Source organism: Pseudomonas sp. R9.37 (genome assembly GCF_963878885.1).
Taxonomy (GTDB): domain Bacteria; phylum Pseudomonadota; class Gammaproteobacteria; order Pseudomonadales; family Pseudomonadaceae; genus Aquipseudomonas.
This window is the reverse complement of sequence record NZ_CAWNZA010000011.1, coordinates 73,439-85,739: the sequence shown is the minus strand read 5'-3', so window position 1 is coordinate 85,739 and position 12,301 is coordinate 73,439. Positions and strand designations below refer to the sequence as shown.

Sequence of the window (12,301 nt, the reverse complement as noted above, 5' to 3'; positions counted from 1 at the left end):
TCGCCCATGAGCGCCAGCACCACTGCCAACCTGCGTCACGATTGGTCCTTAGCCGAAGTCAAAGCGCTGTTCGTGCAGCCTTTCAATGACCTGTTGTTCCAGGCGCAGACCGTGCACCGCGCGCATTTCGACGCCAACCGCGTGCAGGTGTCGACGTTGCTGTCGATCAAAACCGGCGCCTGCCCGGAAGATTGCAAATATTGTCCGCAGTCGGGCCACTACAACACTGGCCTGGAAAAAGAAAAGCTGATGGAAGTGCAGAAGGTCCTCGAAGAGGCCGCCCGCGCCAAGGCCATTGGCTCGACTCGCTTCTGCATGGGCGCTGCCTGGAAACACCCGTCGGCCAAAGACATGCCGTACGTGTTGGAAATGGTCAAAGGCGTGAAGGCCATGGGCCTGGAAACCTGCATGACGCTCGGCCGTCTCGACCAGGACCAGACCGAGGCCCTGGCCCAGGCCGGCCTCGACTACTACAACCACAACCTCGACACCTCGCCTGAGTTCTACGGTTCGATCATCACCACGCGCACTTACAGCGAGCGCCTGCAAACCCTGGCCTATGTGCGCGATTCGGGCATGAAGATCTGCTCGGGTGGCATCCTCGGCATGGGCGAGTCCCTCGACGACCGCGCCAACCTGCTGATCCAGCTGGCCAACCTGCCGGAGCATCCGGAGTCGGTGCCGATCAACATGCTGGTGAAGGTGGCCGGTACGCCGCTGGAAAACGCCGATGACATCGACCCGTTCGACTTCATCCGCATGCTGGCCGTGGCGCGCATCCTGATGCCGCAGTCGCACGTGCGCCTGTCGGCCGGCCGCGAAGCCATGAACGAGCAGATGCAGGCCCTGGCGTTCTTCGCCGGCGCCAACTCGATCTTCTACGGCGACAAGCTGCTGACCACCGCCAACCCGCAGGCTGACAAGGACATGCAGCTGTTTGCGCGCCTGGGCATCCTGCCGGAAGCCCGTGAAGAGCATGCCGATGAAGTGCATCAGGCGGCGATCGAGCAGGCGTTGGTGGAGCAGAAGAGCAGCGAGCAGTTCTATAACGCGGTTGTTTGACGCCGATCCTCCTATTTGGAATGCACTCCAAATGTGGGAGCGGGCTTGCTCGCGAATGCGGTGGATCAGTGAAAGATAGGTTGACTGACGCACCGTATTCGCGAGCAAGCCCGCTCCCACATGTTTGACCGAGTTCACCTGCTAATCCGAGGGCTGCATGTCTTTTGATCTCGCCGCGCGTCTCGCTGCCCGTCGTGCCGAACACCTTTACCGTCAACGCCCTTTGCTCCAGAGCCCGCAAGGCCCTGAAGTCGTGGTGGACGGCCAACCGTTGCTGGCGTTCTGCAACAACGATTACCTGGGCCTGGCCAATCACCCGCATGTGATCGAAGCCTGGCGCGCCGGTGCGTCCCGCTGGGGCGTGGGCGGTGGAGCGTCCCACTTGGTGGTTGGCCATACCACGCCGCACCATGAACTGGAAGAAGCCCTGGCCGACCTGACCGGGCGCCCACGCGCGTTGTTGTTCACCACCGGCTACATGGCCAACCTCGGCGCCGTCACGGCGCTGGTGGGGCAGGGCGACACGGTGCTGGAAGACCGTCTCAACCATGCCTCGTTGCTGGATGCCGGTTTGCTCAGCGGTGCGCGGTTCAACCGCTATTTACACAACGACGCCGCCAGCCTGGCCAAGCGGTTGGAGAAGGCTACCGGCAACACGCTGGTGGTCACCGACGGCGTCTTCAGCATGGACGGCGATCTGGCCGACCTGCCCGCGCTGGCCCGTGAAACCAGGGCCAAAGGCGCCTGGTTGATTGTGGATGATGCTCACGGCTTCGGCCCGCTGGGGGCCACTGGCGGCGGGATCGTCGAGCATTTCGGCTTGAGCCAGGAGGATGTGCCGGTGCTGGTCGGCACGCTGGGCAAAGCCTTTGGCACGGCCGGGGCGTTTGTGGCGGGCAGCGAAGAGCTGATCGAAAGCCTGATCCAGTTCGCCCGGCCTTACATCTACACCACCAGCCAACCGCCGGCGTTGGCCTGCGCAACCTTGAAAAGCCTGGAGCTGCTGCGCACCGAGCATTGGCGACGCGAGCATCTCAATGGCCTGATCCGCCAGTTCCGTCAGGGCGCCGAACAGCTCGGCCTGGACCTGATGGACAGCTTCACGCCGATCCAGCCGATCCTGATTGGCGACAGCGCCCGCGCCGTGCGCCTGTCGCAGCTGCTGCACGAGCGCGGCCTGATGGTCACCGCGATCCGCCCGCCCACCGTGCCTGCCGGCGGTGCGCGTTTGCGCGTGACGTTGACGGCGGCCCACAGCGCGGCGCAGGTGCAGCTATTGTTAAACGCATTGGAAGAGTGTTTCCGCTTGTTAGGCGCCACGGAGCCCGACCATGCGTGATCGACTGATATTGCTGCCCGGCTGGGGCCTTGGCGTATCGCCACTGGAGCCCTTGGCCGCAGCCTTGCGCGGCCTCGACGAACACCTGCAGGTGCAGATCGAGCCATTGCCAACGCTGCAATCGAATGACGTGAGTGAATGGCTCGACGAACTCGACGCCACGCTGCCCGACAACGCCTGGCTGGGCGGGTGGTCCCTGGGCGGCATGCTCGCGTCGGAGCTGGCGGCGCGACGCGGCGAACGTTGCTGCGGCTTGCTGACGTTGGCGAGCAACCCGTGTTTCGTCGCCCATGCCGGCTGGCCCAGCGCGATGCCGGCTGAGACATTCGATGCGTTTCTTGCCGGCTGCCATGCCGACTCCCAGGTCACCCTCAAACGCTTCGGCCTGCTGTGTGCCAAGGGTGCGCAAGACCCGCGCGGGCTCTCGCGTTTACTGGTCAGCGGCGCGCCGAATACGCCTTCCAGCGAATTGATGACCGGCCTTGAGTTGCTGGCTCAACTGGATACCCGCGAAGCTTTGCTCGGCTATCGCGGCCCACAGTTGCATCTGTTCGCAGGCTTGGATGGTCTGGTGCCCGCGCAAGCGGCTGGCGACCTGCTGGCGCTGCTCCCCGATGTAGAAATCGGCCTGATTGAACAGGCCGGTCACGCTTTTCTTCTGGAAGACCCTCACGGTGTAGCGGGGGCCATCCAGGCTTTTTTGCACGAGTGCGTTGATGACTGATTTATCCCACCCAACACTGCCGGGCGCCTTGCCGGACAAGCGCCAGGTGGCGGCGTCTTTCTCCCGTGCCGCCGCCAGTTACGACAGCGTGGCCGCGTTGCAGCGCGCCGTGGGCCACGAGCTGTTGGCTCGCCTGCCGACGGGCAGCGCGCCGCAACGCTGGCTGGACCTGGGCTCGGGCACCGGCTTTTTCAGCCGCGTGCTGGGCGAGCGGTTGCCCGCCAGCCAGGGCGTGGCGGTGGATATTGCCGAAGGCATGCTCAACCACGCGCGGCCATTGGGCGGCGCCGAGCACTTTATTGCCGGTGATGCTGAGCGCCTGCCGTTGCAGGGCAATAGTTGCGGGCTGATCTTCTCCAGCCTGGCGGTGCAGTGGTGTGCGAATTTCGACGCCGTGCTCAGCGAGGCTTATCGCGTGCTGCAACCCGGCGGGGTATTGGCGTTTGCGAGCTTGTGCGTGGGCACCCTGAGTGAGCTGCGCGAAAGCTGGCGGGCCGCGGACGGCATGGTGCACGTCAATCGCTTCCGCACTTTTGAAGCTTATCAACAGCTGTGCGCCGCCAGCGGCTTGCGGGTGTTGAGCCTGGAGCGCCGGCCGTACGTGTTGCATTACCCGGATGTGCGCAGCCTGACCCATGAACTCAAAGCATTGGGCGCGCACAACCTCAACCCGGGCCGCCCGGGAGGGTTGACGGGGCGCGCAAGGATTGTTGCACTGGTGGACGCTTACGAGCAGTTCCGTCAGGCCCAAGGTCTGCCCGCCACCTACCAAGTGGTGTATGCCGTACTGGAGAAACCTCTATGAGCGCCGCTTACTTCATCACCGGTACCGACACCGATGTTGGCAAGACCACCATCGCCGCCGGCCTGCTGCACGCCGCAAGGCTTGCGGGTAAAAGCACCGCCGCTGGCAAGCCCGTGGCTTCGGGCTGCCAGGTCACCCCCAAAGGATTACGCAATGCCGACGCCTTGGCGCTGTTGGCTGAGTGTTCGTTGCCGTTGAGCTATGCCGAGGTCAACCCGGTGGCGTTCGAACCCGCGATTGCACCGCACCTGGCGGCGCGGGAGGCGGGCGTGGCGTTGACGGTGCAATCGCTGTTGAAACCGATGCAGCAGATTCTGGCGCGGCAGGCGGATTTCACCTTGATTGAAGGCGCGGGCGGCTGGCGGGTGCCCCTGGCCGATCAGGACAACCTGTCGGACCTGGCCAAGGCGCTCAAGCTGCCGGTGATCCTGGTGGTGGGCGTGCGTCTGGGCTGTATCAGCCATGCGTTGCTCACCGCGGAAGCCATAGCGCGAGACGGTTTGCCGTTGGCAGGCTGGGTGGCGAATATCATCGATCCCAAGACCTCTCGTCTGGAAGAGAACCTCGCCACCCTGGCTGAGCGGTTACCGGCGCCTTGCCTTGGGCGCGTGCCAAAACTCAAGCAGGCCAGCGCCGAAGCCGTCGCCGAATACCTGGAACTGGACCTGCTTGACTGATTTTGGCTATCGCTAAGGCATTATGCCATTAGTGTTTTTGACGGGCGTTTTGCCGGGATGTCTGCTTCAATTCAGGTTCACGATTCTCTAAAGGCAGGCTTACGCCATGGAAATCTCTGGAAGCAGCGCGTTTTATTCGGGGCTGAGCACGATTCAGGCCGGGCAGAACCGCGTCGACCAGTCGGCCGGTAAAATCGCCGGCGCCGCGACCACCCAGCCCTCAGACGCACAAAGTGACCGTCTACAAGCCAACGACCGTGCCCAGCCATCCAACTCGGCGAGCAACATGGTTGAAATGGCCCAAGGCAAGTTTCAAGTCGAGCTGGGCGCTAAAGTCGCCAAGGCTTCGGACGAAATGCTGGGCACGCTGATCGACACCTACGCTTAATCCCTTTCTCTAGATCCGCCGGCTTTCTTTTGGGAGCTGGCTTGTGTGGGAGCTGCCTTGCCTGCGATGCATGCACCCCGGTATTACGGGTAGACCGCGGTGATGCTATCGCAGGCAAGCCAGCTCCCACATTTGTCTCGCTTCGCCCTCTCTAACTTCTAAACTCCTTTTTGCTGTGGCAACCCGCCGCAGGCCTTGCCGTGCGCGCCGTTGATCCGCGTCATGACAAATGGCGTCTGGACGATGCTTGACAACCCCAAGTCGTAAACGTATGTTTCAAACACCTGTTTGACCGCCACAACGCATCCACGCGGTTGTTCATCCCAGATACATCAGCAGAGGTTTATCGCTATGCCTGACTACAAGGCCCCCTTGCGTGATATTCGCTTCGTTCGTGACGAACTGCTCGGTTATGAAGCGCACTATCAGAGCCTGCCGGCTTGCCAGGACGCTACCCCGGACATGGTTGACGCCATCCTCGAAGAAGGCGCCAAGTTCTGTGAGCAAGTGCTGGCACCGTTGAACCGCGTGGGCGACATCGAAGGCTGTACCTGGAGCGAGTCAGGCGTTAAGACCCCGACGGGTTTCAAAGAAGCCTACAAACAGTTCGTTGAAGGCGGCTGGCCAAGCCTGGCCCACGACGTGGAGCACGGCGGCCAAGGCCTGCCGGAATCCCTGGGCCTTGCAGTCAGCGAAATGGTTGGTGCTGCCAACTGGTCGTGGGGCATGTACCCGGGCCTGTCGCACGGTGCGATGAACACCATCTCCGAGCACGGCACCCCTGAGCAGCAAAATGCCTACCTGACCAAACTGGTCTCGGGCGAGTGGACCGGCACCATGTGCCTGACCGAACCCCATTGCGGCACCGACCTGGGCATGTTGCGCACCAAGGCTGAGCCTCAGGCCGACGGTTCCTACAAAGTCTCCGGCACCAAGATCTTCATCTCGGCCGGTGAACACGACATGGCCGACAACATCGTCCACATCGTGCTGGCCCGCCTGCCGGACGCACCGGCTGGCACCAAAGGCATTTCGCTGTTTATCGTGCCTAAATTCCTGCCAAACGCAGACGGTTCGATTGGCGAGCGCAACGCGGTGTCCTGTGGTTCCCTGGAACACAAGATGGGCATCCACGGCAACGCCACCTGCGTGATGAACTTCGACGCGGCCACCGGTTTCCTGATCGGCCCGGCGAACAAAGGCCTGAACTGCATGTTCACCTTCATGAACACCGCGCGCCTGGGCACTGCGCTGCAGGGCTTGTCCCACGCCGAAATCGGTTTCCAGGGCGGCCTGAAATACGCTCGCGATCGCCTGCAAATGCGTTCGCTGACCGGCCCGAAAGCACCGGACAAAGCCGCTGACCCGATCATCGTGCACCCCGACGTGCGCCGCATGCTGCTGACCATGAAAGCCTTCGCCGAAGGCAACCGTGCGATGGTGTACTTCACCGCCAAGCAAGTGGACATCGTCAAATACGGTACCGATGACGAAGCGAAGAAGCAGGCCGATGCCCTGCTGGCCTTCATGACCCCGATCGCCAAGGCGTTCATGACCGAAGTCGGTTTTGAATCCGCCAACCACGGCGTGCAAATCTACGGCGGCCACGGCTTCATTGCCGAGTGGGGCATGGAGCAGAACGTTCGCGACAGCCGCATTTCGATGCTGTACGAAGGCACCACCGGTATTCAGGCGCTGGACCTGCTCGGCCGTAAAGTGTTGATGACTCAAGGCGAGGCGCTCAAGGGCTTCACCAAGATCGTGCACAAGTTCTGCCAGGCCAACGAAGGCAACGAAGCCGTGAAGGAATTCGTCGCACCGCTGGCCGCGCTGAACAAAGAGTGGGGCGAGTTGACCATGAAGGTCGGCATGGCCGCGATGAAAGACCGTGAAGAAGTCGGTGCTGCTTCGGTGGATTACCTGATGTATTCCGGCTACGCGTGCCTGGCTTACTTCTGGGCCGACATGGCACGCCTGGCGGCCGAGAAACTGGCTGCCGGCACCACCGAAGAGGCGTTTTACACCGCCAAGCTGCAGACCGCGCGCTTCTACTTCCAGCGCATTCTGCCGCGTACCCGCACTCACGTTGCAACCATGCTGTCGGGCGCCAACAACCTGATGGACATGAAAGAAGAGAACTTCGACCTGGGCTACTAAGCCTCGGCGGGTTCATGAAAAAGCCGCCGCTCTTCCGGGAGCGGCGGCTTTTTTGTGGGGGCCAGCAACGCGGCGCTTAAGGTGTCGGGATAAAAGGCGCGCCGTCGCAATAGGTGTTGCCCGGCAAAACGCCCCTGACTGGAATGTCCGTCGGTGGCGACTGAAGCAATTGCCCGGCTGCATTTTGCGTCGTGTAGCTGAGGTACATGATGCCCCTGCCGATCACCCGCATAGTGGCCGAATACTGCAGGTACACGGTTTGCCCGGTGGTGGAAGCCGAGGCAGCCCACACAATCGGGAACGTCAGTGGGGGCGCAATGGGGATTGAACCGTCATCCTGACGGCTCATTACGCACGTCAATGTTCCCGCCGTGTTGGCACGCAACAGCGCAGAGGGAGGGATAAATACACCGATAGACCGGTTTAGAAAGGTCAGGCTCGTAGGCTGTGGCGAGGCGCAGGTGAGATTGCCGCCGATAAGGTTAAGCACCTGCGGCTGCGCCAGCGTCATCAACGGCGAGAAGTTCAGGATGATATTCCTGGTAGGTCCCTCCACGAAGGTGGTCCCCCGGGTGATCCGGAATTTTATCTGGGTGGGCGTGTTGTTGCTGGCGGCGCCCGGAAGGATGGCCAGTAATTGCGCCGTCGTGATCACAAGGCGCAGCGGCAGTGGTTGGCCCACGTAAACCACAGGTGGCGCCAAGACGGTATTCGTGCCCACGACAACGGCCACAGCGTCGTTGATCTGCAAATTGGTGACACTGTCCAGCCAAACCTCCATCCCGCCTTGCCCGCTCAGGTCGATATCGGCCTGAGTCACCGTGTTGTCGGGCGCAATCGCCTGTGTCACGCGCGGAGCGGCAATGTTTGAAGGGGTCAGTTGCAGCGCGACCCTGAGTTCCAGAATCAACGAATCACGAGAGCGGTTGCCCAGTCGGTCCAGGAAGCGGTAGGTCAGTTGCATGAGGCCGTTGCCGCGTTCGCGAATCACGGAGGCCGGTATGGAGAGCACGCGCGGGGCCGGATAGTCGGGCAAGGTAACGGGGCCCGGAGGTGCAAACGGAAACTGCATGTGCCGGTCGGTAATGCCGTAGTAGGGAATGACCCTCAGCGCGACCTGGGTGTTGATCTCTGCGTGCTCGGGAATCCGGAAGACAACCGGGTCATTGCTGGCCAGATACTCTTCGGTAATCATGGCAGTCGCCAGGTTCAATGGCAGCAGCGGGGCTGGCGGTGTGATGGTCAGGTAACCAAAAGGTGGCGTTTTATGCACCCGCAGCGGCGTGCTGGCAGTGGCACACAGCACGTTGTCGCCGGCTTCCAGGATGTAGGTCAGCAGATAATCGCCCTCACTGCTCACGAAGCGGCGCGGCACTGGCATATCAATGTCTGCTGTGGGGTAAGACGGCAACCGGAGGTACGCGATGACTTGGTGTTCATGCGGCGGGGGCAGTTCGGCGTACACCCGGATAGTGGGCTGGGCCCCGGCAGGCCCGGGCTGCGGCAACGCTGGAATCCGAATGCGCAGGTCACGTTCTGCCGTCGTCAGAGGCACCATGCCGCCCGTCCCGGGCAGAGCATCCACCACGATCAGGGGCGGCAGCGCGGGTATTGCGTTACGAATCAGGAACTGAGAGCTGGTGCTCACGAGTTCGGATACCAAGGTTTCCATGAGGGTCACTCCCCTCGTGTTTAAGGGACACTCTCTGTCCCGAATACTCGCTGGGCGGTATTGAGTGGTACGCGCAAGTAAACATGCCAATTCCCTCGACGACTACTGTCATAACTGACAGTACGAGGTGGCCTGCGCATTGCATCCGCCTCTTTTATTGCGCAATGGCATGTAAAAAAAAACCGCAGCGCAACACTCAGGGATTAGGCCGAGCGGCCGTTAAAGTGATGGCAATGTGATACACCTCACATTGAATGTGCTTAACTGTGCGCAGTGAAGGCACTGTGCCATCTTTTTGAGTGGGTCGGAGCTTTACCCTTGTCACGCGCGTCCGCTGTACGTTTCAGTCATTTCCTACCTTCACTGCTGTTACTGCTGGCGGGGCTGTCGGCTGCGTACGTGAAGGACCTCAATGTGTTCTTCACCTCGCTCTTCAACGTGCTGCCGACCTTGGTGCTGCTGCTGGGCGGCTCGTATTGCGCGGTGTATCGGCGCCAGCGTGAACTGTTTCTGATGATCACGGTGTACGTCGTTTATTTCCTGTTGGACACCCAGACCGATTACTACCGCGACAATGGCCGAGTCCGGGAAGACGCGGCGGTGGTGTTTCATCTGTGCTGCCTGTTGCTGCCGTTATTGTTCAGTATCTACGCGATGTGGCAGGAGAAAACCCACCTGTTTCGCGATTTCGTGGCCCGTTGCGCCGTGCTCATCGCAGTCGGCAGCGTGGCCCTGGCGCTTGAGCAAAGCTTCCCGCAAGCCCTGTTGAGCTGGCTGGCGGAGATTCGCTGGCCGGCCTTGCACGGCAGCTGGATGAGCCTGATCCAGCTGTCGTACCCCATGTTCCTGATCGGATTTGTCACCCTGGCGGCGCAGTACTGGTATCAGCCGCGCCCGTTGCATGCCGCGCAACTGGTTGGCTTGCTCGGGCTGTTCTGGATGTTGCCGCAGACCTTTATCCTGCCCTTTACCCTGAACATCATGTGCAGCCAGGTGATGCTGATGATCGCCGCGGGCGTGGCGCATGAGGCGTATCAAATGGCCTTCCGTGACGAACTGACCGGCTTGCCGGGCCGCCGTGCGCTCAATGAACGCATGCAGCGTCTGGGGCGCAACTATGTGTTGGCGATGAGTGACGTCGATCACTTCAAGCGTTTCAACGACACCCACGGTCATGACGTCGGCGACCAGGTATTGCGCCTGGTCGCCAGCAAACTCTCCAAGGTCAATGGCGGCGGGCGTGCCTACCGCTACGGCGGTGAAGAGTTTGCGGTGGTCTTCGCCGGCAAGACGCTGGATGAGTGCATGCCGCACCTCGAAGAAATTCGCGAGATCATCGCCCACTACGACATCAAGCTGCGCAACCCCGACCGCCCTCATGACGACCAGCAGGGCCGCCAACGCCGCGCGGGCAGCGGCGCGTCGAGTGTGTCGGTAACCGTCAGCATCGGTGTGGCCGAGCGCCAGGCCGAACAGCGCACCCCGGAAGAAGTGCTCAAATCCGCCGACGAGGCGCTTTATGCCGCCAAGGGCGCCGGACGTAACTGCGTGGTCGCGGCCGGGCAAACCCGGCGTGGCGCGGTGCGCATGGCGAGTGCTGCCGGTTGAGTGATGGCGACGTATTCAGCGGTTCTACAGTGATTGTCCGAGACCGTGGCCGGCAGTAGGTTTAAACCATCTGCTGCCGGAGACATCGCCATGCCTGACTACAAAGCTCCCCTGCGCGACATGCGCTTTCTGATCGACAACGTGTTTGATTTCCACGGCCACTACGCGGCCCTCGGCGCCACAGACGCCAGCCCGGATATGGTCAGTGCGATCCTCGAAGAAGGCGCCAAATTCTGCGAAAACGTGCTTGCGCCGCTTAATCGCAGCGGCGATGAGGAAGGCTGCCATTTCGACAATGGCGTGGTCACCACACCCAAGGGCTTCAAGCAAGCTTTCGCCCAGTACGTGGAAGGCGGCTGGCACGGCGTGGCAGCGGACCCCGCCTACGGTGGGCAAGGCTTGCCGCACTCGCTGGGGCTGGTGTTGAGCGAAATGATCGGCTCCAGCAACACGTCCTGGGGCATGTACCCGGGGCTGACCCATGGCGCAATGTCGGCGATCCACGCCCATGGCACCGAGGAGCAGAAAGCCACCTACCTGACCAAACTCACCGCTGGCGAATGGACCGGCACCATGTGCCTGACCGAAGCCCACTGCGGCACCGACCTGGGGCTGATCAAGACCCGCGCCGTGCCCCAGGCCGACGGTAGTTATGCGGTCACCGGCAGTAAGATCTTCATCTCGGCCGGCGAGCATGACCTGAGTGCGAACATCATCCACTTGGTGCTGGCCAAACTGCCGGATGCGCCGGCGGGCACCAAAGGTATCTCGCTGTTTATCGTGCCCAAGTTCCATGCCGACTCGGGTGAGCGCAACGCGGTGCACTGCGGCTCCATCGAGCACAAGATGGGCATCAAGGCCTCGGCCACGTGCGTGCTCAACTTCGACGGTGCCAAGGGGTTTCTGATTGGTGAGGCGAATAAAGGCCTCAACTGCATGTTCACCATGATGAACCACGCACGGCTGGGGACCGGCATGCAGGGCCTGTGCAATGGCGAGGCGAGCTTCCAGGGCGCGGTCAAATACGCCAGTGATCGCCTGCAAATGCGCTCGCTGACCGGCGCCAAAGCCCCGGAAAAGGCCGCCGACCCCATCATCGTGCACGCTGATGTACGCCGCATGTTGCTGACCATGAAAGCCTTCAACGAAGGCAACCGCGCGCTGGCGTATTTCACCGCGCAATTGCTCGACACCGCGCACCTGAGCAACGACGCGGGCCAGCGCCAGGAGGCTGAAGACCTGTTGGCGTTTCTCACGCCGATCTGCAAAGCCTTTATGACCGACACGGGCCTGGAGGTGACCAACCACGGCATGCAGGTATTCGGCGGTCACGGCTATATTCGCGAATGGGGCATGGAACAGCTGGCACGCGATGCGCGGATCGCGCCGATCTATGAAGGCACCAATGGCATCCAGGCGCTCGACCTGCTGGGGCGCAAGGTGCTGGGTAGCCAGGGCAAGCTGCTGCGTGGTTTTACCAAAATCGTGCATAAATTCTGCGCGGCAAATGCCGAGCACCCGCAGCTCATGGCCCATGTGGCGCAACTCGATCAACTGAACCAGCAATGGGGCGAGCTGACAATGAAGGTCGGCATGGCCGCCATGAAAAACCCCGACGAAGTGGGCGCGGCGGCTGTGGATTACTTGATGTACAGCGGTTACGTGATCCTGGCCTACCTGTGGTTGCGGATGGCGATAGCGGCTCAAGCCCAGGACGACACCGAGTTTGCCCAGGCTAAGTTGGCGACCTGCGACTTCTACTTTAAGCGTTTGCTGCCGCGCACGGCCATGCACCGGGCCGCGGTGGAGGCGGGCAGCGAGTGCCTGATGAGCCTGCCTGCTCAGTTGTTTGCACTGTAGGCGGCTGAT

General features: G+C 61.7%; 10 protein-coding genes. 9 read left to right on the top strand and 1 reads right to left on the bottom strand.

Going from position 1 to position 12,301, the window contains the following annotated elements; genetic code table 11:
- Positions 1-6 precede the first annotated feature (6 nt).
- The 7 genes from bioB (at position 7) to AACU78_RS07015 (ending at position 7,152) form a co-directional block, all read left to right on the top strand.
- A complete protein-coding gene (gene bioB, locus AACU78_RS07045) occupies positions 7-1,062 on the top strand; it encodes a biotin synthase BioB (protein ID WP_106575552.1) in 1,056 nt (351 codons plus the stop codon).
- 157 nt (positions 1,063-1,219) lie between these two features.
- Complete coding sequence (bioF, locus tag AACU78_RS07040; protein WP_106575551.1) at positions 1,220-2,401, top strand: 8-amino-7-oxononanoate synthase; 1,182 nt, start codon at positions 1,220-1,222, stop codon at positions 2,399-2,401.
- Complete coding sequence (locus AACU78_RS07035; RefSeq protein ID WP_106575550.1) at positions 2,394-3,125, top strand: alpha/beta fold hydrolase; 732 nt, start codon at positions 2,394-2,396, stop codon at positions 3,123-3,125. The genes bioF and AACU78_RS07035 overlap by 8 nt, the downstream gene beginning before the upstream one ends.
- On the top strand, positions 3,118-3,930 hold the full coding sequence (bioC, locus tag AACU78_RS07030) for a malonyl-ACP O-methyltransferase BioC (RefSeq protein WP_106575549.1): 813 nt from the start codon (positions 3,118-3,120) through the stop codon (positions 3,928-3,930). The genes AACU78_RS07035 and bioC overlap by 8 nt, the downstream gene beginning before the upstream one ends.
- The gene (gene bioD, locus AACU78_RS07025) at positions 3,927-4,607 is read left to right on the top strand and encodes a dethiobiotin synthase (protein WP_106575548.1); all 681 of its coding nucleotides are present in this window, start codon (positions 3,927-3,929) and stop codon (positions 4,605-4,607) included. Before bioC ends, bioD begins: the two co-directional genes overlap by 4 nt.
- Before the next feature lie 106 nt (positions 4,608-4,713).
- A complete protein-coding gene (locus tag AACU78_RS07020) occupies positions 4,714-4,995 on the top strand; it encodes a pyrroloquinoline quinone biosynthesis protein PqqE (RefSeq protein ID WP_106575547.1) in 282 nt (93 codons plus the stop codon).
- Between the two features lie 351 nt (positions 4,996-5,346).
- Positions 5,347-7,152, top strand: coding sequence for a phenylacyl-CoA dehydrogenase (locus AACU78_RS07015; RefSeq protein ID WP_106575546.1), 1,806 nt, complete (start codon positions 5,347-5,349; stop codon positions 7,150-7,152).
- A gap of 76 nt (positions 7,153-7,228) precedes the next feature.
- Here AACU78_RS07015 and AACU78_RS07010 read toward each other — a convergent pair whose 3' ends face one another.
- Positions 7,229-8,824 (bottom strand): hypothetical protein, encoded by a 1,596-nt coding sequence (locus AACU78_RS07010; RefSeq protein ID WP_106575545.1) that lies wholly within the window; start codon positions 8,822-8,824, stop codon positions 7,229-7,231.
- 318 nt (positions 8,825-9,142) lie between these two features.
- Here AACU78_RS07010 and AACU78_RS07005 point away from each other — a divergent pair, with 318 nt between their 5' ends.
- Together AACU78_RS07005 and AACU78_RS07000 are read left to right on the top strand one after the other, a co-directional pair.
- Positions 9,143-10,432, top strand: a complete 1,290-nt coding sequence (locus AACU78_RS07005) for a GGDEF domain-containing protein (protein WP_106575544.1) — start codon at positions 9,143-9,145, stop codon at positions 10,430-10,432.
- Between the two features lie 90 nt (positions 10,433-10,522).
- Complete coding sequence (locus tag AACU78_RS07000; protein WP_106575543.1) at positions 10,523-12,292, top strand: acyl-CoA dehydrogenase C-terminal domain-containing protein; 1,770 nt, start codon at positions 10,523-10,525, stop codon at positions 12,290-12,292.
- Positions 12,293-12,301 lie beyond the last annotated feature (9 nt).

Excerpts from the sequence above, each read along its gene's own strand:
- bioF (WP_106575551.1), top strand. The coding sequence starts at position 1,220 with ATGTCTTTTGATCTCGCCGCGCGTCTCGCTGCCCGTCGTGCCGAACAC.
- AACU78_RS07035 (WP_106575550.1), top strand. The coding sequence starts at position 2,394 with ATGCGTGATCGACTGATATTGCTGCCCGGCTGGGGCCTTGGCGTATCG.
- AACU78_RS07020 (WP_106575547.1), top strand. The coding sequence starts at position 4,714 with ATGGAAATCTCTGGAAGCAGCGCGTTTTATTCGGGGCTGAGCACGATT.
- AACU78_RS07010 (WP_106575545.1), bottom strand. The coding sequence starts at position 8,824 with ATGGAAACCTTGGTATCCGAACTCGTGAGCACCAGCTCTCAGTTCCTG.
- bioC (WP_106575549.1), top strand. The coding sequence starts at position 3,118 with ATGACTGATTTATCCCACCCAACACTGCCGGGCGCCTTGCCGGACAAG.
- AACU78_RS07015 (WP_106575546.1), top strand. The coding sequence starts at position 5,347 with ATGCCTGACTACAAGGCCCCCTTGCGTGATATTCGCTTCGTTCGTGAC.
- bioD (WP_106575548.1), top strand. The coding sequence starts at position 3,927 with ATGAGCGCCGCTTACTTCATCACCGGTACCGACACCGATGTTGGCAAG.
- bioB (WP_106575552.1), top strand. The coding sequence starts at position 7 with ATGAGCGCCAGCACCACTGCCAACCTGCGTCACGATTGGTCCTTAGCC.
- AACU78_RS07000 (WP_106575543.1), top strand. The coding sequence starts at position 10,523 with ATGCCTGACTACAAAGCTCCCCTGCGCGACATGCGCTTTCTGATCGAC.